General features: G+C 71.6%; 8 protein-coding genes. 2 read left to right on the top strand and 6 right to left on the bottom strand.

Annotated elements, in window-relative coordinates; all coding sequences use genetic code 11:
* Position 1 precedes the first annotated feature (1 nt).
* A complete protein-coding gene (locus NV348_RS20445) occupies positions 2-1,186 on the top strand; it encodes a lycopene cyclase family protein (RefSeq protein WP_447148341.1) in 1,185 nt (394 codons plus the stop codon).
* Positions 1,187-1,214: 28 nt separating this feature from the next.
* Here NV348_RS20445 and NV348_RS20440 read toward each other — a convergent pair whose 3' ends face one another.
* The 3 genes from NV348_RS20440 to NV348_RS20430 are packed head-to-tail and all read right to left on the bottom strand — an operon-like array spanning position 1,215 to position 3,888.
* On the bottom strand, positions 1,215-2,072 hold the full coding sequence (locus NV348_RS20440) for an ABC transporter permease (RefSeq protein WP_447148340.1): 858 nt from the start codon (positions 2,070-2,072) through the stop codon (positions 1,215-1,217).
* A 5-nt stretch (positions 2,073-2,077) separates the two neighbouring features.
* Positions 2,078-2,881 (bottom strand): ABC transporter permease, encoded by an 804-nt coding sequence (locus NV348_RS20435; RefSeq protein ID WP_447148339.1) that lies wholly within the window; start codon positions 2,879-2,881, stop codon positions 2,078-2,080.
* Between the two features lie 5 nt (positions 2,882-2,886).
* Positions 2,887-3,888 carry an ATP-binding cassette domain-containing protein gene (locus NV348_RS20430; RefSeq protein WP_447148338.1) on the bottom strand — a complete coding sequence of 334 codons (1,002 nt, stop codon included), beginning with the start codon at positions 3,886-3,888 and terminating at the stop codon, positions 2,887-2,889.
* A 296-nt stretch (positions 3,889-4,184) separates the two neighbouring features.
* On the opposite strand from NV348_RS20430, the gene NV348_RS20425 reads away from it, so the two are divergent.
* Positions 4,185-5,699, top strand: coding sequence for an aldehyde dehydrogenase family protein (locus tag NV348_RS20425; protein WP_447148337.1), 1,515 nt, complete (start codon positions 4,185-4,187; stop codon positions 5,697-5,699).
* On the opposite strand, the gene NV348_RS20420 is transcribed toward NV348_RS20425, so the two are convergent.
* From NV348_RS20420 to NV348_RS20410, 3 genes are all read right to left on the bottom strand, one after another.
* Positions 5,700-6,947, bottom strand: a complete 1,248-nt coding sequence (locus NV348_RS20420) for a TetR/AcrR family transcriptional regulator (protein WP_447148336.1) — start codon at positions 6,945-6,947, stop codon at positions 5,700-5,702.
* Positions 6,948-7,119: 172 nt separating this feature from the next.
* The gene (locus NV348_RS20415; protein WP_447151104.1) at positions 7,120-8,142 is read right to left on the bottom strand and encodes an alpha/beta hydrolase; all 1,023 of its coding nucleotides are present in this window, start codon (positions 8,140-8,142) and stop codon (positions 7,120-7,122) included.
* A gap of 173 nt (positions 8,143-8,315) precedes the next feature.
* Entirely contained in the window at positions 8,316-25,037 is a 16,722-nt protein-coding gene (locus NV348_RS20410; RefSeq protein ID WP_447148335.1) for a non-ribosomal peptide synthetase, read from the bottom strand.
* Positions 25,038-25,041: the final 4 nt, after the last annotated feature.

Here is a 25,041-nt window from a genome sequence, read left to right as displayed (position 1 = left end):
CGTGAGCGTTGTGCGGGAGTTCGATATCTGCGTGGTCGGGTTGGGGCCGACCGGGCGGGGGCTGGCGCATCGCGCCGCGGTGGCGGGGTTGCGGGTCGCGGCGGTGGATCCGCGGCCGGAGCGGTTGTTTCCGCCGACGTTCTCGTGCTGGGTCGATGAGCTGCCGACATGGCTGCCCGCGAGTGTGATCGCGCAGCGGATCGAGGCGCCGACGGTGTGGACGAAGACCGAGCATCGGATCGAGCGGCCCTACTGTGTGCTGTCCAAGGCGGGGTTGCACGCGGCGTTGGCCCTCGACGACGCGACGGTGTTCGCGGATCGCGCGCGACGCGTCGACCAGCACGAAGTCGAGCTCGCGAACGGGAAGGTGATCGCGGCGGGGGTCGTGTTCGATACGCGGGGGCTGCCCGTGCTCGGGCAGCGCCGGGCGGCGTCGGCGCACGGGATCTTCGTCGACGCGGAGACCGCGGCGCCGATGGTGGCCGACGGGGAGGGCCTGCTGCTGGACTGGCGGCCGGAGAACGGCGCGGGGCCGGACGAGCCGCCGTCGTTCCTCTACGCGGTGCCGCTCGGCGACGGGACGGTGATCTTCGAGGAGACCAGCCTCGGCTTACGCGGCGGGATGCCGCAGCACGAGCTACGCAAGCGGACCCTGAGCAGGCTCGCGGCGCACGGCATCCGGCTCACCGGGGACGAGCCGCACGAGGCAGCCCACTATCCGCTGGACCAGGCGCCGCCGAAGAAGGGCACCGCCATCGCGGTGCCGTTCGGTTCGCGCGGCGGGATGATGCACCCGTGCACCGGGTATTCGGTGGCCGACTCGCTCGCTCTCATCGACACCGCGATCGACGCCGTAGGGCAGGGCCGCGACCCCATCGCCGCGCTGTGGCCGTGGCAGGCGCGGGCGGTGTACTGGATGCGGATGCGCGGACTGTGGGGCCTGGGCCGGCTCACCACCGACCAGTCCATCGCCATGTTCGAGGCGTTCTTCACCGAATCCGCTCGCGGTCAGCGGGCGCTGCTCTCGGCCCACGCCGACTACACCGCGCTGGGCGCCGTCCTGTTCAACACCGTCGCCCACACCTGGCCGTTCCGCTGGCGCTACGACCTGGTCGGCTGGACCAACCGCGATCGCTGGCTCGACTACCCGTTCGCCCCCGCGAACGCCGAACGGCACGTGGGCTGACCCACGTGCCGTTCGATGCCGGACGCGACTACGAGGTCTCGGCGGCCTTCTTGTAGCCGACGATCGCCGGGTAGGCGAAGACCGCGATCATGCCCACGGTCCACGCCACCGTCTTCAGCAGCGGCTCGGCGACCGGACCGCCGTAGGACAGACCCTTCATCGCGTCGATCGCGCAGCTCATCGGCTGGTTGGCGACCACGTCCTGCAACCAGGTCGGGTACGCGAAGACCGGGACGAACCCGGTGTTGAAGAACATCAGCAGGGTGTTGAGGATGCCGATCAGGCTGATCAGCATCACGCCCTCGGTGATCGTGGCCAGGGCCGTCACCATCACCGCGAAACCGAGGCCGAACAGCACCGGCACGCAGATCAGCGCGATATTGGCGAGCGGGTCCTCCATGAACAGGAATCCCAGTGGCACCGCGACGAGCAGCACGATCACCGTGGTGATCAGGATGCGCAGCGCCTCGGCCAGCAGCCTGCCGGTCAGCAGCGACGCCTTGTTCAGCGGCATCGTGTAGAAGCGGCTGAGCAGGCCGGCCGCCTTCTCGCGTTTGAAGCCGAGCGCGCTCACCACCGCGCCGGTCATGGCCGCGACCAGGGTCAGCAGCGCGGCCTGGCCGTAGATGCTGGGGATGCCGGTGGCCGCGGTGATCGAGTCACCCAGCACGATGCGGAACATCAGCAGCGTCACCGCCGGGTAGGCGATGGTCTGGATGGTCGTCGACGGGTCGCGCAGCCACACCATCAGCAGCCGTTTGCACTGGATCAGGCTGTGGGTGAACCACACCGATACCGAGCCTTCCGGCTTGGCGTGCACGACGGGCAGCTCGGCGGCGGTGGCCGCCACGGACTCGGGCGGTTGGATCCGTTCGGTCGTATCCATTGTTGTCATGATCGCCTCACACTCGCCCACACCGCCAGTGGGAGGAACAGGATCGCCAGTCCGCCCAGCCACACCAGCGACACCCAGGTGCCCGCCCAGCTCAGATGACCGGCGGCCATATCGCTGAGGGTGTGCGCGAACTGGGAGATCGGCTGATTGCGCGCGAACGGCCGCACCCAGGCCGGGAAGCTGGCCTCGGGCACGAACCCGGTCGACATCATGCCGAAGATCAGGATCGGCAGGGTGAGCGCCTGGCTGAGTGCCTCGGGGTTCTTGGTGAGGCTGCCCAGCGCGTCGGCGCCGAGCGTCAGCACGATGCCGACGGCCAGCGCGAACCCGCAGAACGCCAGCGCCTGCAGCCAGCCGCCGGTGAACCGGAAACCGATCAGGTAGCCGTAGCCGACCGTGGCGATCAGCGACACCACCGACCGCACCAGACCGGCGCAGATCCGCGACATCAGCGGAACCAGCGAACCGATCGGCATGGTCTGCAATCGCGTGCTCAGGCCGGTGAGCGCTTCGAACGCCGCGAGCTGCGCGTTCGACATCATCGTCATCGCCATCGTCTGCAGCACGACGATCGGCATGACGTACTGCGCGTAGTCGATGCCCTGGACCTTCATCACGTACCGCAGCGGCAGATAGAAGGCGACGGTGACGACCAGCGGCGTGAGCACGGCGACGACCAGCTCGCCCTTGGTGGCCATCGTGCGCACGATGCGCCCGGTCAGCGCGCGCCACTGCGCGAAGCTGCTCGGACGGACCTCGGGTAGCTCGGCGAACAGCGTGTTCGCCTCGGGAGCGGACACACTCACTAGTGGCCGCCCGAGTGACCGGTGATCGACAGGAACACGTCGTCGAGCGACGGCCTGCGCAGCGCGATGTCGGCCAGGTCGATGCCGGCGTTGTCGAGCCTGCGCAACGCCTCGGCGAGGGTGGCCGCGCCCTCGGGGGCCGGGATGGAAAGCTTGTCGGCGCCGTCGACATCGGCGGCGACGGCGGCCGGGACCAGGTCACCGAGGGCCCGCACGGTCGCCGGGATCCGGCTGACGTCGAGCGGGACGATCTCGCAGAAGCTGCCGCCGGTGCGGGCCTTGAGCTGATCGGCGGTGCCCTCGGCGATGACGGTGCCCTTGTCGATCACGATGATGTTGTCGCTGAGCACGTCGGCCTCTTCGAGGTACTGCGTGGTCAGCAGGACCGTGATGCCCTGGTTCTTGAGCGCGGTGACCAGGTCCCACACGCCCTGCCTGCTGCGCGGGTCCAGACCGGTGGTCGGCTCGTCGAGGAACACCACTTCGGGCCGCACGACCAGCCCGCAGGCGATGTCGACGCGGCGGCGCATACCACCGGAGTAGTTGCGCACGGCGCGCTTGCCCGCGCTCACCAGGTCGAATTCCTCGAGCAGGGTGTCCGCGCGTTTGCGGGCGGCCGATTTGGCCAGGCCCATCAGCCTGCCGAACAGCTCGAGATTCTCCCGGCCGGAGAGGTTCTCGTCGAGGGCGGCGTACTGGCCGGTCATCATGATCGAGCGGCGCACGCCCGCGCTGTCGGTGAGCACGTCGTGCCCGGCGACGACGGCGGTGCCGGAGTCGGGGCGCAGCAGCGTCGACAGGATCTTGACCGTGGTCGTCTTCCCCGCGCCGTTGGGTCCGAGGATGCCCAATACGCTGGCCTTTTCGGCCTGGAAACTGATGCCCTGCAACGCGTGCACATCGCCGAAGGACTTGCGCACATCGGACACCAGCACCGCGGGCTCACCGCCGCGCGACGCGACGCCACCTGCGGGCGAATCCACTGAGATCGAACTCGGCATCAACTCTCCACCATCGGCCGGGTGCGGCGCCCTGGTCGGACGAGCGCACGCGGAATTTGCTTCCCGGTAAGTGATCCATACCGTTCGGCGCGATGTTACCGGTCCGCAGGTTTTCCGGGTCCGGTCTGCGCGGACCCGGCCGGTTTCGCGCGCCGCTGTGGTCTTGCTCACGAGGGCAGTGCAGGGGCAGTGTGCTGACCTTGTCGGCGCGCTCGGCCGCCCATACGCTGGCGACGGGGAAACACTCGTCTCACCGGCCCGCACGCGGGCGTGTTCGATCTCGTGAGAGGTGACAAATGGGCGACTCAGCACCGGCAGGCGCCGCCGCGCCGACGGGGCGATCCGACGTGCTGACGTCGTTCGACCCGCGCACCGGCGAACAGCTCGCGCGGTATCCCGTGCACGGGCAAGCCGAGGTCACCCGCGCGGTACGTACCGCCCGCGCCACCCAGAACTGGTGGGGCGAGCTGGGATTCGCGGGCCGCAAACGCCTGCTGATGGAGTGGCGGGCCCAGATCGCCAGGCGTACCGGTGAATTGGTGGAGGTGTTGCGCGACGAGACGGGCAAGCCGGAGGCCGACGCCGCGCTCGAAGTGATGCTCGCGGTGGAGAACCTGGACTGGGCCGCCCGCAACGCCGAACGCACGCTGGGCCGAAAGCGTCTGGCCACCGGCTGGTTCACCCGCAATCAGCACGCCTCGGTCGGGTATCTGCCGCTGGGCGTGGTCGGGGTGCTCGGCGCCTGGAACAACCCGGTCTTCACGCCGATGGGTTCGATCGCCTACGCCATGGCCGCGGGCAACGCGGTGGTGTTCACCCCGCACGAGCTGACCACCGGCGTCGGCACCTGGCTGGCCGCCAGCTGGGCCGCGGTGGCACCCGATCAGCCGGTGCTGCAGGCCGTCACCGGTGACGCGCGCACCGCGACCGCGCTGTGCAAGTCGGGGGTCGACAAGATCGCCTACGCCGGGCCGGAGGTGGCCGGGCGTGACGTGATCGCGCTGTGCGCGCAGACGCTGACGCCGGTCGTGGTGGAGCACAGCGGCAAGGGCAGCATGATCGTGCACGTCGACGCCGTCCTCGACGCGGCGGCCGAGGCCGCGGTATTCGGCGCGATGGCCAATGCCGGGCAGAACTCCTCGGGCATCCAGCGCTGTTATGTCGCCGATTCGGTCTTCGACGACTTCCTGGCCAGGGTGGCCGAGCGCGCGGCGAAGCTGCGCCCCGGCGCCGACAACCGCGCGGCCTACGGCCCGATGATCAACGCCGCCCAGGTCGACGTGGTGCGCAGGCAGGTCCGCGATGCCATCGCGCGCGGCGGGCACGCGGTTCTCGGCGGCCTCGATTCCTTCCGCGACCCCTATGTGGAACCGATCGTGCTGGCCGAGGTGCCGGAGGAGAGCATCGCGATCACCGGCGAGGGCACCGGCCCGGTCCTGGTGGTGAACCGGGTCGCCGACCTGGCCGACGCGGTGACCAGGGTGAACGCGGCGGGCAACGGCATCGCCGTCACCGTCTTCACCCGCGACATCCCCAGCGCGGAGTTCATCGCCGAGCAGCTCAGAGTCGGCGTGGTGACGGTGAATTCGTCGACCGCCTTCACCGGCATCCCGGCCCTGCCGTTCGGCGGCGTCGGCGAGTACGGGCAGGGCCACAGCCACGGCCAGCAGGGCCTGCGCGAATTCAGCCGCACCATGTCGATCGCCCGCAGGCGCTACCGCGCCCCGATCCGGCTATCGACCTTCGATCGTCATCCCGGGCATCTCCACATGGCGCGCGCCCTCTTCCGGCTACGCCACGGCCGCGGCTAGCTAGCCCGCGGCCTCGTCGCGGTCACCTTTGTCGCCGAGCAGGACCGCGCCGGTGAGCGCCGCGAGCCGGGCGAGCTGTTCGGGGCGGGAGTCGAAGCGCAGCAGCCGGCCGACGTCGATGATCTGGCCGATGGCGGCGTGCACCCGGAACCTGGCCTCGATCGGGTCGCCGTCGAGCAGGTTCGCCCATTCGAGGACGTTCTGGCGCTGGATGGCGCGCAGCCGGTGCTGTTCGGCCTGCGGGAGGTTGCTGAACTCCGCGTAGTAGACCGGCATGATCTCCGGCGTCGCGAAGGTGAGCCGGGCGTAGCGGTCGGCGATGCGGCGGGCGGCGTCGGCGCGGCTCTCGGACTCGGCCAGCGCCTCGCCGATCGCCACGGCGAGCCGGTCGCCGGTGCGATGGAAGGCGGCGGCGAGCAGGTCGGCCTTGCTGTCGAAGTGCCGGTAGACGCTGGAGGCGTTGATGCCGACCGCGGCGCCGATCTCCTCGATGCCCGACTCGTGGTAACCGTTGCGGCCGAAGATCCGGATCGCCTCGGTGAGCAGCTGTTCACGTTTCGAGGTCACCGGCAGGCCGCGATTCTGCTTGTCCGGTTCCGCGGCGGCCGGCGCCGGTGGCAGCTCGGCGCGCACGATCGCCCAGGCCATGTCGAGCTGCAGCGCGAGAATGCGGGAGTGCGAGAGCGTGGTGCGGTGCGCGGCGATGCTGGCCAGCGAGCTCAACGCACCGACCGCCCGCAGGGTGACGTTGTCGGGGCTCTCCTCGGGATGCAGGTCGGCGATCGGCGCCGCGACCATGGCCTCGAGTTCGCGATAGAACGCGCGGATGCGCACGCGATCCTCGCGCTCGAGGTAGCGGCGTTCCCAGCGGTAGAGACCGGCCTCGCGCCGGAAGTCGATGTTCTGCTCGGCGACGGCCGTGAGCAGCGCGTCCAGCCGGGCCTGCGGGGGCAGCGACGGATCGTCGGCGGCCGCCGCGCAATCGCGCAACCCGCGGGCGCCCTCTTCCGCGGCGGCGACGAGCAGGGCGTATTTGTTGGCGAAGTGGCGGTACAGGGCGGGCCCGGAGATCCCGACCTCGGCGGCGATCTCGTCCACGCCGACCGGGTAGTAGCCGCGGGCGCTGAACGCGCGGGCGGCGGCCCGCATGATCTGGATCTTGCGGTCCTTGGGCCTGCGGCGCACGACCCGCGCCGGTGCGGTGGTCGGCTCGCAGGCGCGTTCGGCCTCACTGCGATCGGCGACCATGCACTCACTTTCCGTTCCGCGAACCGGGCTCCTGGCAATTGGCTGCGCGCCCACCGGGCGGCGCCGGACCAGTCAACCTAAGTTAACCACAATTCGCAAACGTCGAGAGGCAGACCGGGAAACGGAAACCGCCCCGGCGATACCGGGGCGGCCTCCATCGAACGCGTCGGCCTTACAGGCCGAGACCGCGGGCAAGCACCGGCCAGGACAGCTTCAGCTCGTCCTTCCAGTAGCCCCACGAGTGGGTGCCGTTGGGACGGAAGTTGAAGGTCGCCGGGATACCCAGCTCGTTCAGCCGGTTCGCCAGGTTGTGCGTGCAGTAGTTGGTGCCCGCCTCGATGACGCCGCCGATGACGATCTGGTTGGCGAGGCCGTAGGCGCCGGGCAGAGCGTACGGACCGTCGAGGGTCTCGTACGGGCCGGGCAGGCCGTTGCCGGTGGAGATGTAGAGATCCAGCCCGCGCAGCCCCTCGGCGTGGACATACGGGTCGTTCGCCACCCACTCCGCCGAGCCCTGCGGGCCCCACATGTTCATGGTGTCACCGCCGCCCCAGGTCTCGACCGTGAGCTTGACGAACTCCGAGCCGACCGGGTCGGAGGTCTGCGCGCAACCGGAGTAGGCCGCGGCCGCCTTGTACAGGCCGGGCTTGGCGATCGGCAGCGCGAGCACGGTGGTGCCCGAGGTGGACAGACCCGCGATGGCGTTCACCCCGTTGGTGCCCAGCGCGCCGTCGATCAGCGGGGGCAGCTCCTCGGTGAAGAAGGTCTTCCACTTGTTACGGCCGACCACCGGGTCGTCGGCGATCCAGTCGGTGTAGTAGCTCCAGGCGCCACCGATCGGCTGGATGACGTTGACATTCTTGTCGCCGAGGAACTCCAGCGCGTCGGTCTTGGCGACCCAGGACGCCGAGTCCTCGCCGCCACCGGCACCGTTGAGCAGGTACAGCGTCGGGCGCGGCACGGAGGCGTCGGCGGGGCGCTGGACATCGACGATGATGTTGGTGTCCATGGCCGCGGAGTACACGTGCAGCCGCAGGCTGCGCGAGTCCTTCACCTCGGCCTTGACGATCTTGGAGCCGTCCTCGGAAACGGGGTTGGCGAGCAGGCTCTTGGAATCGATGATCGGATCAGCCGAGGCCGGGCTCGCGCCGATGCCGGACAGCAGTCCGGCGGCCACTGCGGTCGCCGCGATCATCGCCGCGGCGCGGGAGCCACGACGCCGGGTGTGCCGACGAATCAATTTCGCACCTTCGCTTCGTTTCGAATGGGTTGCGCCACGCGGAGAACCCTACGGGTCAGCCAGGCGGTACAACAGTAGGAATCGTTACAACAGCGCGGTCACATCATGCCTCACCGGCATCACCGATGTCATCGCACCCCGGACTCCCGGTCGCGGGCATCCAGCAACTCCGCCAGGCGCGGGCCGATCTCGGCGAGCGCCTCCGGTGAGGTCATCTGATCATGCACCACCGCGACCGGCCGATCGCGGACCTCGCCCTCGACATACGGCGCCCAATTCCGCGACGCCGTCTCGTGTCCGAGCGCGCTGAAGTACTCCAGTCTGCCCCGGAACACCGCGGGCTGATGCTCGGCGATCAACTCGGCCGAGCGCACCGCGCTGCGGTAGATCCGGCGCAACCGCTCGGGGGTGAGCACGGCCATGTTGGCCGGGACGATCGCGTGCAGCGCGGCCAGCCCGTCCTCGCTGAGTTCGCGCACCCCCGTGGCGGGCAGCGCCGCGCTCAGGTCGACGCCGAGTTCGGCGAGCGCGTCCCGGACCGCGGTGTGGAAATCGGGGACATCGATATCGGGGTGCGAGTCCAGCATCACCAGCAGCGACACCTGCTCCCCCGCCGCCTGCAACTGGGTGGCGACGTCGTGGGCGAGCACACCGCCCAGCGACCAGCCCATCAGCCGGTACGGACCGTGCGGCTGCTGGGCCTTGATCTCGGTGACATAGCGCCGGGCCATCTCACTGAGCGTGCCGGGCAGGTAGCCCGCCTGGCTCAGCGCCGGCGACTGCAGGCCGAAGATCGGCCGCCGTGCCGGGATGTACTGGGTCAGGCCCGCGTAGCACCAGGCCAGGCCGTACATCGGATGGATGCAGAACAGCGGGCCACTCGCCTCGGTGCCGTGCGGCACCCGGTTGCGGATGGGCAGCAGCACGCCGAGCGCGTCGTCGGAATCGACGTCGTAGTCGCCCGCGTCGGACTGGGTGGCGTCGATGCGGGCGGCCAGCGCGGCGACGGTCGCGTCGGTGAAGAACCACTGCACCCGCACCTCGGCGCCGACCCTGGTGCGCAGCCTGCTGATCGCCTTGGTGGCGACCAGCGAGTTGCCGCCGAGCTCGAAGAAGTCGTCGTCGAGGCCGACCTTGCCCGCGCCGAGCACCTCCGCGTACACCTCGGCGACCGCGCGCTGTAGCGGCGTCGTCGGCGGACGGTAGGGCCGGGTGGTGAAGGCGGGCACCGGCAGCGCGTTGCGGTCGAGCTTGCCACTGGCGTTGAGCGGCAGGGACTTCAGGATCACCAGGGTCGACGGCACCATGTACGACGGCAGTGCGGCCCTGGCGTGGGCGAGCAGCGCCGCCTCGTCGAGTCCGTCGGCGCTCGCGCCACTCTCGATCGAGTACCCGGCCGCGGGCGGCGCGGTCTCGGTCGACGGCTGCTCGGCCGTGTCGACCGGGACGACATAGCCGACCAGCCGATCACCGGTCGGGCCGTGCACGAGCGCGACGGCGGCGTGCCTGACCGCGGAGTGCTCGAGCAGCACGGCCTCGACCTCGCCGAGCTCGATCCGCTGACCGCGCAGCTTCACCTGGAAGTCGCTGCGCCCCAGGTACTCCAGCTGCTGCTCCTCGGTCCAGCGGACCACGTCACCGGTGCGGTAGAGCCTGCCGCCACCGGTATGGGCGACGAACCGCTCGGCGGTCAGCGCCGCGGCGCCCAGGTAGCCGCGCGCCAGCTGCACGCCTTCCAGATACAGCTCGCCCGCGGTGCCGGGCGGCACCGGTCGCAGCTGCCGGTCCAGGACGTGCACCCGGGTGTTGGCGACCGGTGTGCCGATCGGAATGCTCACGGCGGCACCGGCTTCGGCCTGCGCCGCGGTGACCACAGTCGCCTCGGCGGGGCCGTACCAGTTGATCAGGTCGACGCCGGGCAGCGCCTGCGCGAAGCGCCGCGCGGTCGAGGCCGACAGCGCCTCACCGGCGGCGAAGACCCGGCGCAGCGCCGGGAAGCCGCCGGCGGCGCGGTCGGCCAGGAACGCGTCGAGCATCGACGGCACGAAATGCACGGTGGTGACGGCACGCTCGGCGAGCACGCCGGCCAGGTAGGCCGGATCGCGGTGCCCGTCCGGCGCCGCGATCACCACGGTCGCGCCGGTCTGCAACGGCCACAACAGTTCCCAGGTGGAGATGTCGAAGGTGACCGGGGTCTTGTGCAGGACCACGTCACCGGGACCGTGCGGGTAGGCGCGCTGCGCCCAGCGGAACTGGGCGACCAGCTGCCGGTGGGTGAGCATGACGCCCTTGGGCATACCGGTGGAACCGGAGGTGTGGATGACGTAGGCCAGATTGTCCGGCCGCGCCGCCACCGTGGGCACCGGCGCCGACGCGGCCGCCAGCGTGTCGACGGCGACGACGGAAACGTCGGCGGCGGTGGCGAATCCGGTGTCGGTGGTGGTGAGCACGCAGACGGGAGCGGCCGCGACCAGTACCCGTTCGGTGCGCTCGGCCGGATGGTCCGGATCGACCGGCACGTAGGCGGCGCCGGTGCGCAGCACCGCGTAGATCGCGGTCACCAGATCGATGCCGCGCCGCATGGCGACGGCGACCAGCGCGTCGGGGCCTGCGCCCCGCGCACCGAGCGCCGCGGCGAGCGCACGCGCCTTCGCGTCGAATTCGCGGTAGGTGAGCGAGGTTTCGCCGTCGACGAGGGCGATGGCGTCCGGCGTCCGCGCCACCTGCGCGTCGAACAGCGACAGCAGCGTCGTCTCGTCGAGCAGTTCCGGCGCGTCGGTGGCGTTGGCCGCCGACAGCACGGCGCGCTCCTCGGCGAGCAGCACGTCGATCTCGGCGATCCGGCTCTCCGGCGCGGCGGTGAACCGGGCCAACAGCATCGAGAGTCGTTGTGCCAGTGCGGTCGCGGTGGCCTCACCGAAGACGTCGCGCAGGTACTTCACCGACACCCGGAGCTGACTGTCGGCGACGACCTGCACGGTCAGCGGGTAATGGGTGCCGTTGGCGGCATCCATTCCGGTGACCGCGGCGGAGCCGGACGCGGCTTGCGCCAGACTCTCCCGGTCGACCGGGAACGACTCGAACACCACCAGCGTGTCGAACAGCGCGTCGATGCCCGCGATCTCCTGGATCTCGCCGAGGCCCAGGTAGTGGTGGTCGAGCAGGGCCGCCTGGTCGTCCTGGAGCCTGCGCAGCAGTTCGGCGACGGTGTCGCCGGGCCGCAGCCGCACCCGGACCGGGATGGCGTTGAGGAACAGGCCGACCATCCGTTCCACGCCGTCGAGCGTGGCGGGCCTGCCGGAGACGGTCGCGCCGAACACCACATCGTCGCGATCGACCAGGCATGCGATGAGCAGTCCCCACGCGGCCTGGACCACGGTGTTCACCGTGACCCCGAGCCCGGCGGCGAGCGTGCTCAGCGCGGCGGTGTCGGCAGGCGACAGCTCGAAGCCGGTTTCGCCGGTCCCGGTGGCGATCTCGCGGCCCTGGTCGACCGGAGCCAGCGGCGTCGGCTCGGCCAGTCCGGTGAGCGCGACCCGCCAGGCCTGGCGCGCGGTGTCGAGATCCTGCTCGGCCAGCCAGGCCAGGTAGTCGCGGTAGGGCGCGAGCTTCGGCAGGCGGCGGGAGCGCCCGCCGACCGCATAGGCGGTGAGCAGTTCCTGCAGCAGCAGCGGGGTCGACCAGCCGTCGATCAGGATGTGGTGACTGGTGACCAGCAGGTGCGCGCCCTCGGGCGTACGCACCAGGGTGAAGCGCAGCAGCGGCGCGACCGCCATGTCGAAGTGCGTGGTCAGGTCGGCCGCCCTGAGCCGCTGATAGGTGGCGGCGTCGGCGTCGATGACCTGCCACGGCACATCGATGTCGTCGAGCACCACCTGCAGCGGGGTGCCCGCGGCGTCGGTGGCGAAGGCGACGCGCAGGTTGTCGTGCCGGTCGAGCACGGCCTGGGCGGCCTGGTGCAGCCGCTCGTCGTCCACGGCCGGGTCGAGGTCGAGCACGAACTGGGTGATGTAGGGGTCGACCGAGTTCTCCGCGAGCAGCGCGTGGAACAGCATGCCCGATTGCAGCGGGGTCACCGGCCAGACATCGCTGAGCAGCGGGTACCGCCGCACCAGCCGGCCGAGTTCGGCCTGTCCGAGGCGCACCAGCGGGAAGTCCGACGGGGTGAATCCGCCCGCGCCGGGCCGCAAGCCGTGCTCGGCGAGGCCGCCGAGCGCGCGGATCCAGTGTTCGGCGAAGGTCTTGACCGCGTCGGCGGTGAGCACCGCGGTGGCGTAGTCGAAGCGGGCGACCATGCCGTCGTCGGTGGCGTCGACGGTCAGCACCAGCGCCAGATCGTCGGCGGCGACGTCGGTGTGCACCTTGGCCGGGCGCAGATCACGGAAGCGCACCGCGAACCGGCCACGGTCGAGCGAGCGCACGCTGTCGGCGGCGTCGTCCTCGAGATAGCGCAGCAGGCCGAAGCCCGCACCGTGCGCGGGCACCGTCCGGCGCAGTTCCTTGACCTGGGCCAGCGCGGTCCCGGCGGCGGGTCCGCCGACCAGCGCGTCGGCGATGTCGACACCGTCCAGCCGCAGGACGAGCGGGTAGTCGGTGGTGAAACCGCCCACCACGCTCTCGGCGTCGGGACGGCCGAGCACCCGCTGGTCGGCACGCAGCCGGACCACGCTGCCGATGACCCGCGCGACGGCGGTGTCGGCGGCGGTGTGCAGCGCGAGCGCGGCGGCGGTGAGCAGGACCTCGTCCACGGTCGCGCGGTAGGCGTCGGCCACGGCGGTGACGGCGGCGGTGCCCTCACCGGTGATGCTCAGCGAGACCCGGTTGCGCTGGCGCAGATCGGCGGTTTCGCCTGCCCTGGAACGGATCGCGCGATGCCAGTACTCGCGTTCGGCGCGGGCACGGGCCGAGGACGCGTATTCGGCGAGCCTGCGCACCAGGTCACCGAGCCCGGCGTCGGGGGCGGCGGGCGCCGCGTGGCGGCCGCGGCTCCACGCCGTGGTCAGCTGGTCGACGACCGCGCGCCAGGACACCTCGTCCAGGACGAGACTGTTGGCGACCACGACCAGCGTGGAACTGCGCTCGCCGTCGCCGGTGAGCACGAAGTGGATATTGCGGCCCTCGTCCGGGTCGAGCGCGGCGGCGGCCGCGGCGACGATGTCGTCGACCGGCAGTGAGGACTCACCGTCGGTGGCGTCGAGCCTGCGGAAGGCGTCGCCGGTGCGCTCGTCCTGCGACGGGATCACCAGCACCGGTTCGCTGCCGCTGCGGTCGAGCACCGCCCACAGCATCGGATGCTGGTTCATCACGGCGTGCACGACCTCGGCGACCGCGTCGTCGGAACAGTCGAGAGGCACGTCGAGCAGCACGGCCCGCGGTTCGACCGCGTTGTCGGAGGTCTCCATCAGCTGAGCCGCGGTGGCGGTCAGCGGCAGAGCGGCGGGCCGCGAGCCCGCGTCGAGAGTGACCTCGGCGCGCCCGGCGAGCGCACCGACGGTGCGCGCGTCGAACAGATCGCGCGGGCGCAGCCCCACCCCGGCCGCGGCGGCCCGCGAGACCACCTGGATGGCGGTGATGCTGTCGCCGCCGAGGGCGAAGAAGTCGTCGTCGAGGCCGACGCGGTCGTGCCCGAGGACCTCGCCGATCACCCGGGCCAGCGCCCGTTCGGCCGCGGTGCGCGGCGGGCGGTGCTCGCGCCGCACGGTGACCGGATCGGGCAGCGCGCGCCGATCCAGCTTGCCGACCGGCGTGAGCGGCAGTTCGTCGAGGACCACGATCGCGGCGGGCACCATGTAGTCGGGCAGCACCCGCCCGGCCAGCGCGGTGAGTTCGGCCGGGTCGAGCCGCTCCCCCGGTTCGGCCAGCACGTACGACACCAGCATGGTGGCGCCCGCGCCGTTGTCGCGGCCCAGGGTGGTGACCCAGGAGACGCCGGGCGCGGCGGCCAGCACCGCGTCGATCTCACCGAGTTCGATCCGCAGGCCGCGGATCTTCACCTGGAAGTCGTTGCGGCCCACGAACTCCAGCACGTCACCCCGGCGGCGCACGAGGTCGCCGGTGCGGTAGAGCCGGGCGCCCGGCTCCCCGTACGGATCAGCGACGAAACGCGCCGCGGTCAGACCTGTGCGCCGGTGGTACCCGCGGGCCAGCTGGATGCCGCCCAGGTACAGCTCACCGGTGACGCCCTCGGGCACCGGACGCAGCCGTCCATCGAGGACCAGCGCCGAGGTGCCCCGGATCGGACCGCCCATGTGCGCGTCGCCACCCGGGGTCAGCGGATCGCTGATGGCGGCCATGATCGTGGTCTCGGTGGGGCCGTAGCCGTTGTGGAACTTGCGCTGCGCCAGCGTGTTCCAGCGCGCGACCAGCTCGGCGGGCACGTGCTCGCCGCCGACGACCAGGTGCCGCAGCCCCGGCACAGCGGCCGGGTCGAGGGTGGCCAGGACGGTGGGCGTGAGGAAGGTGTGGGTCACGCCCTCGGTACGGATCAGCTCGGCGAGCTCGGTGCCGCCCACGGATCCGGGGGGCGCCACCACCAGCGTGCCCGCGCCACCGAGGGCGAGCAGCAGTTCGAGCATCGAGGCGTCGAACGACGGCGAGGCGAAAGCCAGTGCGCGGGAACCGGAGTCGAGCCGGTAACGCTCCTTCTGCTCGGCGCAGAAGTTGGCCAGGCCGGCGTGGGTGACGACGACGCCCTTGGGCAGACCTGTCGAGCCCGAGGTGTAGATCATGTACGCGCCGTTGCCGGTGCTCGGCTGGGCGCGCAGCTCGATCTCGCGCAGGGCCACCGAGGCGTAACCGGCGACCTCGGCGGTGAATTCGCGATCGTCGAGCGCGACCCAGCCCGCGTCACCGGGCAGGGTGGGCAGCCCGGTCAGTTCGGCGGCGAGGGTGACACCGAAGACCGCGCCGGAGTCGGCGGCCATGTGGGTGATCCGCTCGGCCGGGTAGCCGGGGTCGATCGGCACGATCATCGCGCCGGTGCGCGCGATGGCCCACACCGCCAGCACCGATTCGACCGAGCGCCGGATCGCCACGGCGACAGCGACTTCCGGCCCGGCACCGCGGGCGATGAGACCACGGGCGAGCTGGTTGGCCGCCGCGTCGAGGTCGGCGTAGGTGAAGCCGCGCCCGTCACCGCGCACGGCCACCCCCGACGGGTTGGCCAGCACGGCGGCGTCCATCAGCTGCGACAGCGTGCGTTCCGGTTCGGCGGGCGGACCGGCGAAGGTGGTCTGCGCGGTGAACTCGGCGGCGTCGAGCAGTTCGACATCACCGACCGCGACCTCGGGATCGGCGACCAGCTCGGCCAGCAGCCGGGCGAACCGGGCACCGAGGGCCTGAATGGTCGCCTCGTCGAACAGATCTGTGGCGTAGGTGAATTCGGCGTGCATACCGCCGTGATCCGGGAGCTCGCGGAGAGTGAGCAGCAGGTCGAACTTGGCCTCGGCGGTGCGGGCGTCGAGCGCGCCGACCGTGATGCCGGGCAACTCGAACGCGACCGGGGCGAGGTTCTCGAACGACAGCGCCACCTGGAACAGCGGGTGCCTGCCCGCCGACCGGACCGGCTGCACCGCCTCGACGACCCGCTCGAACGGGATGTCGGCGTGCGCGAAGGCCCGCAGGTCGGTGTCGCGGGTCTGCCGCAGCAGCGCCGTGAACGGCTCGGTCTCGGTGATCCGGCTGCGCAGCACCAGGGTGTTGACGAACATGCCGACGAGATCGTCGAGTTCGCGGGCGCCACGACCGGCGATCGGGGTGCCGATCGCGACGTCGTCGGTGCCGCTGGTGCGGGCGAGCAGCACCGCGAGGGCGGCCTGCACCACCATGAACACGGTGACGCTCTCGGCGCGTGCCAGCCCGGCCAGGCCGGCGTGCAGCGCCGCGTCGATCTCCACCGTGCTCAGCGCACCGGCGAAGGACTGCACCGGCGGGCGCGGCCGGTCGGCGGGCAGCGCGATCTCCTCGGGCAGCCCGGCCAGTTCCGCGGTCCAGTAGGTCAGCTGCGCGGCGGCGGTGGAGGCGGGATCCGCTTCGTCGCCGAGCGATTCCCGTTGCCACACCGCGTAATCCGCGTACTGCAACGGCAGCGGCGACCAAGCGGGCGCGGCGCCTTCGGTGCGCGCGGTGTAGGCCAGGACCAGGTCGCGAGTCAGCGGGCCCATGGAGAAGCCGTCGGCGGCGATGTGGTGGGCGACGAACACCAGCACGTGGTCGTCGGCGCCGAGACGCAGCAGCCGCAACCGCACCGGCGGCGCGGCGGTGACGTCGAAGCCCTCGGCCACCGTCCGGCGCACCTCGTCGACGAGGTCGTCGGCGGTGACCAGCATCGGCGTCAGATCGACGCGTACCGTGCCGGGCGCGAGCACCTCCTGGACCGGACCGTCGCCGCGCTCGGGGTAGCGCGTGCGCAGCACCTCGTGCCGGGCGAACAGGTCACCGACGGCGACGGCCAGCGCCGCGAGGTCGAGCGCGCCGGTGAGCCGGATGGCGGCGGGGATGTTGTAGACCGTGGCGTCGGGATCGAGCCGGTTGAGCAGCCACATTCGCTGCTGGGCCAGCGACAGCGGCAGCCGGTCCGGTCGCGGTCCGGCCACCAGCGGCAGCGCGGCGAGCTCGGCGGACCGGTGCACCCGCAGGGCGAGGTCGGTGACGGTCGGCGCCTCGAACAGCAGCCGGACCCCGACCGCGCGGTCCAGCGCGGCGCTGATCCGGGCGGCGGCCCTGGTGGCGAGCAGCGAGTTGCCGCCGAGGGCGAAGAAGTCGTCGTCGGCGCCGACCGCGTCGACCCCGAGGATCTCGGCGTAGACCCCGGCGACGAGCTGTTCGGTCGGCGTCGCGGGCGCGCGGAAGGCGGCGGCCTCGAACACCGGCGCGGGCAGCGCGGCCCGGTCCAGTTTGCCGTTGACGGTGCGCGGCAGCGTGTCGAGCACGACGAACGCCTCGGGCACCAGGTACGCGGGCAGCTTGTCGCGCAGCGCGGACTTCAGCTGCGCCACCTCGATATCCGTGCCGGCCACATAGGCGACCAGCCGATCGCCGAAGTGTGGATCGGTGCGGGCCAGCACCGCGGCCTGGGTGATCCCGGGCAGACCCAGCAGCACGGACTCGACTTCGCCGGGCTCGACCCGGAAGCCACGGATCTTCACCTGGAAGTCCGTGCGACCCAGGTAGTTCAGCGCGCCGGTGCGGTCGCGGGCGACGAGATCGCCGGTGCGGTACATCCGCGCGCCGGAATCGAACGGGTCGGCGACGAAACGTTCGGCGCTCAGCGCGGCCTTGCGCAGATAGCCGCGGGCCAGCTGCGCGCCCGCCAGATAGAGCTCACCCCGCACGCCCGGCGCGACGGGGCGCAGGCGCTCGTCGAGGACGTAGACCCGGGAGTTCCACTCGGGCGTGCCGATCGGAACACTCACGACATCGGCCGGGGTCACGCGATGATCGGTGATCGACACGGCCGCCTCGGTGGGCCCGTACAGATTGTCGAGCCGGGTGTCCGGCAGCGCGGTCAGCAGGCGCTGGGCGAGCGCGGCGGGCAGCGCCTCGCCGATGGCGAGAATGCGGGTCAGCGGCTGCGGGCGCGCTTCCCAGTACCCGGCCAGGGCGTCCAGCAGCGAGGGCACCGCCGTCAGCGTGGTGACCCCGGCGTCGGTGATGAGCGCGTCCAGGTACGCGGGATCGCGGTGGCCGTCGGGCGCGGCGATCACCAGCTTGCCGCCGCAGACCGCGGCGGACCAGAACTCCCACACCGACAGGTCGAAGGTGGCCGGCGTCTTCAGCAGGAAGACGTCATCGGCGTCGGTACCGAATTCGCCACGCAACCACTGCAACTGGTTGACCACGGCGGCATGCGGCACCGCGACGCCCTTGGGCCGGCCGGTGGAGCCGGAGGTGAAGATGACGTAGGCCGTGTTCTCCGGGCGCAATGGCGCGCGGCGGTCCGCGTCGGTGATCGGCGACGGATCGGCCGAGGCGATCACCGGATGATCGACCCGCACGACCGGCGCCGCGTCGGTCCGGAAACCGTTGCTGAGCACACAGATCGGGGCCGCGGTACCGAGGATGTAATCGGTGCGATCGGCCGGCTGGTCCGGATCGATCGGCACATAGGCGCCACCGGATCGGGTCACCGCGAACATGGCGACGACGAGATCGATCGAGCGCGGCAGCGCGAGCGCCACCAGCGACTCGGGCCCGACGCCCAGCGAGATCAGGTGCCGGGCCAGGCGATTGACCCTCGCCTCGAACTCGGCGTAGGTGAGCTCCAGCCTGCCCTCGGGCAGATCGGCGACCAGCGCGACGGTTTCGGGGCGGGCCAGCGCGGGCAGGTCGGCCAGCGTGCCGCCCGGGATCGCGAGATCCGCGGCGCCCGCGGTGATCTCGGCCGCGCGCTCGGCGGACGTACGCAGGTCGACATCACCGACGACGACCCCGGGCTCCCGCACCACCGCGTCGAGCAGCAGGGCGAGCCGGTCGGCGAAGGCCTGCACCGTCTGCGCGTCGAACAGATCGGTGGCATAGGTGAAGAAGCCCTCGATGCCGGTCGGCGTGCCGTCGGCGGCGTACCCGTCACCGACGATCAGGTGCAGATCGAACTGGGACACCGCCAGTTCCGCCGTCACCGGCGCGATCCGCAGGCCGGGCAGTTCCAGCGCGGCGCGGTCGACGTTCTGGAACGACAGGCCCACCTGGAACAGCGGATGCCGGGCGGTCGAGCGCGGCGGGTCGAGCACCTCGACGAGCCGCTCGAAGGGGATGTCGGCGGCGGCGAAGGCGGCCAGGTCGCGGGTGCGCTGCGCGGCGAGCAGTTCGGTGAACGACGCGCCACCGTCGTAGTGGGTGCGCAGCACGACGGTGTTGACGAACATGCCGATCAGGTCGTCGAGTTCGCGCTCGCCGCGACCGGCGAACGGGGTGCCGACCGCCACGTCGGCGGCGCTCGCCGTGCGGGCCAGCAGTACCGCGAAGGCGGTGTGCAGCACCATGAACACGGTGGCGCCGCTGTCCTGCGCGATCCGGGCGAGCCCGGCGTGGGTGTCGGCATCGATGCGCACCGGCACCCGGCTGCCCGCGAGCGAGGCGACGGCCGGACGCGGGCGGTCGGCGGGGAGTTCGATCAGGTCCGGCAGCTCCGACAGTTCGTCGCGCCAGAACGAGATCTGCGCGGCGGCAGCGGATTCCGCGTCGTTCTCGTCGCCGAGGCGATCCAGCTGCCACAGCGCGTAGTCGGCGTACTGCACCGGCAGCGCGGGCCAGCCGGGGGCGTGTCCCGCCGTGCGGGCCAGGTAGGCGGTGGTCACGTCGCGCACCAGCGGCGCCATCGAGGACGCGTCGGCGGCGATGTGGTGCACGACGACGGCGAGCACGTACTCGGTCGGCGCGTCGGGGCCGTCGCCGGTGATGTCGAGCAGCCGGACCCGCAGCGGGACCTCGGCCGTCACGTCGAAGGCGGTGGCGGCGAGCGCGCCGACCTGCTCGAGCAGCGCGGCCGGGTCGATGCGCCGCACGGCGACATCGAGGTCGACCTCCTCGACCGGGAGCACCTGCTGGATCGGGCCGTCGCCGGTGTCGGGGTAGATCGTGCGCAGCACTTCGTGCCGGGCCAGCACATCGCGCAGGGCGGTGCCGAGCGCGGCCACGTCCAGGCTGCCGGTCAGGCGCAGCGCGAACGGCAGGTTGTAGGCGGCGGTGCCGGCACCGGCGGCCGCGCCCTGGTCGAACCGGTTGAGGAACCACATGCGCCGCTGCGCGGGCGAGAGCGGCAGTTCGGCGGGCCGGGCGACGGTACCGAGGCCGCTGGTGGCGGCGGTGTCGGTGTCGGCGCCCAGCGTGGCGGCGAGACCGGCGACGGTCGGGGTCTCGAACAGGGCGCGCACGGCGATCCGGCCCCCGGTGGCCGCGCCGAGGCGGGCGACCAGCCGGGTGGCGATGAGCGAGTTGCCGCCGAGCGCGAAGAAGTCGTCGTCGGCGCCGATGTCGGCGCGGCCGAGCACTTCCCCGAACAGTTCGGCGACGAGCTTCTCCTGCGAGGTGCTCGGCGCACGGAACGCGCGCGCCGAGAAATGCGGAGCGGGCAGGGCTTTACGGTCGAGCTTGCCGCTGGTGTTGAGCGGGAGCGCGTCGAGGACGGTCACCGACGCGGGAACCATGTACGCGGGCAAGGTCTTCGACGCGACGGTCCGCAGCCGGTCCGGGTCGGCGGCCTGACCGGGCGCCGGCACGACATAGGCGACGAGCTGATCACCGAGCTCGGTGGGCGCCACCAGCGCCACCGCCTGGCTGACGGATTCGTGTGCGAGCAACGCGGTCTCGATCTCGCCGAGTTCGATGCGCTGGCCACGGAACTTCACCTGGAAGTCGATGCGGCCCAGGTAATCCAGCCGATGCGGCGCGGTCGCGGTGGGGCGGCGCCACACCACCAGGTCACCGGTGCGGTACATGCGCTTGCCCGCGTCGAACGGGCTGGCGACGAAGCGGTCGGCGGTCAGGCCGGGCCGGGCGACGTAGCCGCGCGCGAGCTGATCGCCCGCGAGATACAGCTCACCCGCGATCCCGGGCGGCACCGGTCGCAGGCGTGAATCCAGCACGTAGACACGGGTGTTCCACTGTGGCAGGCCGATCGGCACGGTCCGCTCGCCGGCGCGGGCGGGCCAGTAGGTCACCGAGACCGCGGCCTCGGTGGGACCGTAGAGGTTGTGCAGCCGGGCCGAGCTGACCGCGGCCATGGCGTCGACCGTCTCCGGCGGCAGCGCCTCACCGATCACGAACACCTCGCGCAGCGACGGCAGCGGGCCGGGTGCCGCGTCGCGTCCGGCGGGCCCGGAGGAGGTAGCGGAGCCGCCGTTGGACGCAGCCTGGGCGGCGAAGACGGTGAGCATCGACGGGACGAAGTCGGTGACGGTGACGCTGTGCCGGGCGATCAGATCGATCAGATAGGCCGGATCGCGGTGTCCGTCCGGGGTGGCGAGCACCAGCGTGGCGCCGACCCGCAGCGGCATGAAATAGCCCCACAGCGACACGTCGAAGGTGGTCGCGGTCTTCTGCAGGTAGACATCGCCCAGGACCAGTGGGTATTTCGCGAGCATCCACACCAGCTGGTTGTGGATGGCGGCGTGCGAGATCGCCACGCCCTTGGGCTTTCCGGTGGAACCGGAGGTGAAGATGACGTAGGCCGGGTGGTCGGCGCGCAGCGGTGCGCGCAGTTCGGCCGGGCGCACCGGATCGACCGGTACGCCCCGCGTATCGAGCTCGTCGAGCCGAAGCAGTTCGGTGCCCTCGGGCACCGGCATCGCCTCGGTGCTCAGCACGGCGGCCGGGCGCGCGGTGTCGAGGATGTAGGCGATGCGCTCGGCCGGATGATCCGGGTCCAGCGGCACATAGGCGCCGCCCGCGGTGAGGACCGCGTACATGGCCACGACGAGCTCGGGGGAACGCCGGATCGCCAGGCCGACAAGACCTTCCGGGCCTACCCCGGCCTGGATCAACAGCCGGGCGAGCGCGTTGACCCGCTCGTCGAACTGCCGGTAGGTCAGCTCGACGCCCTCGTAGACGATCGCGGTGGCGTCCGGATACGCCTGCACCGCACGGCGATACGCGTCGAGCATCAGCTCGGGTGCCACCGGGTGGCCGGTCCCGTTCCAGGCGGTCAGGGTCAGTTCGCGCTCGGCGGCGGTGAGCAGATCGATCTCGGCGATCGTCATCTCGGCGTCGGCGGCGACCACGCCGAGCAGGTGGGTGAAGCGCGCCGCCATGGTCTCGATCGAGTCGGCGTCGAACAGATCGGTGGCGTAGTTGAACGACGCGGCCATCGGCTCGGTCGGGTCGGTGCCCGGCACGATGGTCAGCTGAAGGTCGAAACGGGCTACCGCGCCGCCGAATTCGACCGGCGTCGCGTCCAGGCCGGGCAGCCGCAGGTTCGGCAGATCCAGGTTCTGGAAGAACAGGGCGACCTGGAACAGCGGGTGGTGTGCCTGCGAGCGGACCGGGTCGAGCAGTTCGACCAGTCGCTCGAACGGCAGGTCGGCCTGGGCGAAGGCGGCGATATCGGCGCGCTTGGTCTCGCGCAGCAGGTCGGCGAAGCTCACCCGCTCGTCGATGCGCGAGCGCAGCACCAGGGTGTTGACGAACATGCCGATCAGATCGTCGAGTTCGCGGGCGCCACGGCCGGCCACCGGGGTGCCGATGGCGATGTCGTCGGTGTGCGCGAGCTTGCTCAGCAGCACCGCGAACGCGGCGTGCACGACCATGAACTCCGAGGCGCCACAGCGCTGGGCCAGCGCGGCGACGGCGGTGTGCACCTCGGCCGGGATCTGGAAGCCGAATTCGGCGCCACGGCCGGTGAACACCGGCGGGCGCGGGCGATCGGTGGGCAGGTCGAGCCGGTCGGGCAGCCCGGCCAGGGTGTCGCGCCAGTAGCCGATCTGGGCGGCGGCGACCGAATCGGGATCGTCCTCGGCGCCGAGCAGTTCCCGGTGCCACAGCGTGTAGTCGGCGTACTGCACCGGCAGCGGCTGCCAGCTCGGCCGCGAGCGGTTGCGCCGCGCGAGGTAGGCCCCGAGCAGGTCGCGCAACAGGGGTGCGACCGACGCGCCGTCGGCGGTGATGTGGTGCAGCGCCACCGCGAGCACGTGATCCCGCGGGCCGAGTTCGGCCAGCGCCACCCGCAGCGGTACGCCCTGGGCGACATCGAAGCCGGTGGTGGCGAATTCGCCCAGCCACAGCGGCAATTCGTCCTCGGTGAGCACGTCGACGAGCACATCGGGCACTGCCTCGGCCATCGGCAGCACCACCTGGTGGCCGACACCGTCGACCGCCGGGTAGTAGGTGCGCAGCGACTCGTGCCGCTGCACCAGGTCGGTCAGCGCGGCGTGCAGTGCGCGGGGGTCGAACGGGCCCGCCAGCCGCAGCGCGAACGGAATGGTCTCGGCGAGTGAGGACGGATCGAACTGGTTGAGGAACCACATCCGTTGCTGGGCGGGCGAGAGCGGGATCAGGTCCGGCCGCTCCCGGCGCGTCGGAGCGACCGGGCCGTCCCCGCCCTGGAGCGGCTCGAGTAGCTCGGCCAGGCCGGCGACCGTCGGACGCTCGAAGACGTGACCGGCGGGCACCCGCGCCGACAGTTCGGCGCCGATCCGGGCCGCGGCCTGGGTGGCCAGCAGCGAGTTGCCGCCGAGGGCGAAGAAGTCGTCGTCGGCGCCGATCGGGTTCTCCGGGCGCAGCAGCTCGGTGAAGATGTGCGCGATCAGCTTCTCCACCGCGCCCGACGGCGCGCGGAACTCCTGCGCACGCAGGGTCGGCGCGGGCAGCGCGGCGCGGTCGAGCTTGCCGACCGGGGTCAGCGGGATGGTGTCGAGCACGGTCAGCGCGGTCGGCACCATGTGCGCGGGCAGCCCCGCCTTGGCGTGTGCGAGCAGCTCGTCCAGGTCGATCCGCGCGCCCGGCGCGGCGTGCACGTAGGCGGCCAGAATCGTGGTGCCGTTGTCGAGTTCGTGGCCGACGGTGACCGCGAAGTCGACGCTGTCGGGTTCGGTGAGCACGGAGTCGATCTCGCCGAGCTCGATCCGGAAGCCACGGACCTTCACCTGGAAGTCGTTGCGCCCCACGAATTCGACCGAGCCGTCGGCGCGCCTGCGCACGAGATCGCCGGTGCGGTACATGCGCCCGCCCGCCGGATCGAACGGATCGGTGACGAACCGCGCCGCGGTGAGCGCCGGTCGCCGGTGGTAAGCGCGGGCCAGCGCGTTGCCCGCGATGTAGAGCTCGCCGATGATGCCGTCGGGCACCCGCACCAGCCGCTCGTCGAGCACGTACTCGGTGACATTGCGGATCGGCGGACCGATGGTCACCGGCTGCCCCGGCACCATCGGCGCGCTGAAGTTGGTGCCCATGGTGGCCTCGGTCGGGCCGTAACCGTTGTACATCTCGCGCTCGCCGCCACCGGCGAGCGGCAGCACCCAGCGCCGCACCAGTTCCGGCGGGCACGCCTCGCCGCCCGCCACGATGACCCGGAAGTCGTCGAGGCCCTGCGGATCCACCGAGGCCAGGGCCGTCGGGGTGACGAACGCGTGGGTCACCCGTTCCCGGCGCAGCAACTGCGCCAGATCGTCACCGCCGTACACGGTCGGCGGAACAACGACCAGGGTCGCCGCACCGGTGAGCGCCATCAGCACCTCGAACACCGAGGCGTCGAACGACGGCGACGCGAGTTGCAGCACCCGCGAATCGGGGCCGAGCCGGTAGTGCTCGCGCTGGTACTCGTGGACGTTCGCCAGGCCGGTATGGGTCACCACCACGCCGCGCGGCAGCCCCGTGGAGCCGGAGGTGTAGACGACGTAGGCGGGGTGCTGCAGGCGTAGCGGACGGACCCGGTCGTCGCGGGTCACCGGGTCGCTGGACTGCTCCTCGGTGGCCCGGCGCACGGCGTCGTCGTCGAGGCACAGCCACTCGATGGTGTCGGGCAGCCGATCCATCGCGGCGCCGACCGCGACACCGAGGACCGCGCCCGCGTCGCCGAGCATGTGGGTGAGCCGGGCGGGCGGATAGTTCGGGTCGACGGGCAGGAACGCGGCACCGGTCTTGGTGACCGCCCACAGGGCCAGCACCGACTCGGGCGAGCGCGGGATTCCGATGGCGACGATGTCCTCGGGGCCGACACCCCGCGCGATCAGCAGCCGGGCCAGCCGGTTGGCGCGCTCGTCGAGTTCGGCATAGGTCAACCGCACCGGCGCGGACACACCGTCGGACCAGGACAGCGCGATGCCGCCCGGGTTCGACTCCACCGCGACCGACACCAGTTGCGGCAGCGACTTCCCGCGCTGCGCGGCACGGGCCGACACCCGAGACGTCCGGGTCACAACA

It is taken from the genome of Nocardia fodinahabitans, from assembly GCF_052983615.1.
The sequence above is the reverse complement of the archived record's forward strand: the minus strand, read 5'-3'. Positions and strand labels throughout refer to the sequence as shown.

Bases quoted from the DNA above. Each gene is read 5' to 3' on its own strand.
- NV348_RS20440 (WP_447148340.1), bottom strand. From the start codon at position 2,072: ATGGATACGACCGAACGGATCCAACCGCCCGAGTCCGTGGCGGCCACC.
- NV348_RS20430 (WP_447148338.1), bottom strand. From the start codon at position 3,888: ATGCCGAGTTCGATCTCAGTGGATTCGCCCGCAGGTGGCGTCGCGTCG.
- NV348_RS20425 (WP_447148337.1), top strand. From the start codon at position 4,185: ATGGGCGACTCAGCACCGGCAGGCGCCGCCGCGCCGACGGGGCGATCC.
- NV348_RS20420 (WP_447148336.1), bottom strand. From the start codon at position 6,947: ATGGTCGCCGATCGCAGTGAGGCCGAACGCGCCTGCGAGCCGACCACC.
- NV348_RS20415 (WP_447151104.1), bottom strand. From the start codon at position 8,142: ATGATCGCGGCGACCGCAGTGGCCGCCGGACTGCTGTCCGGCATCGGC.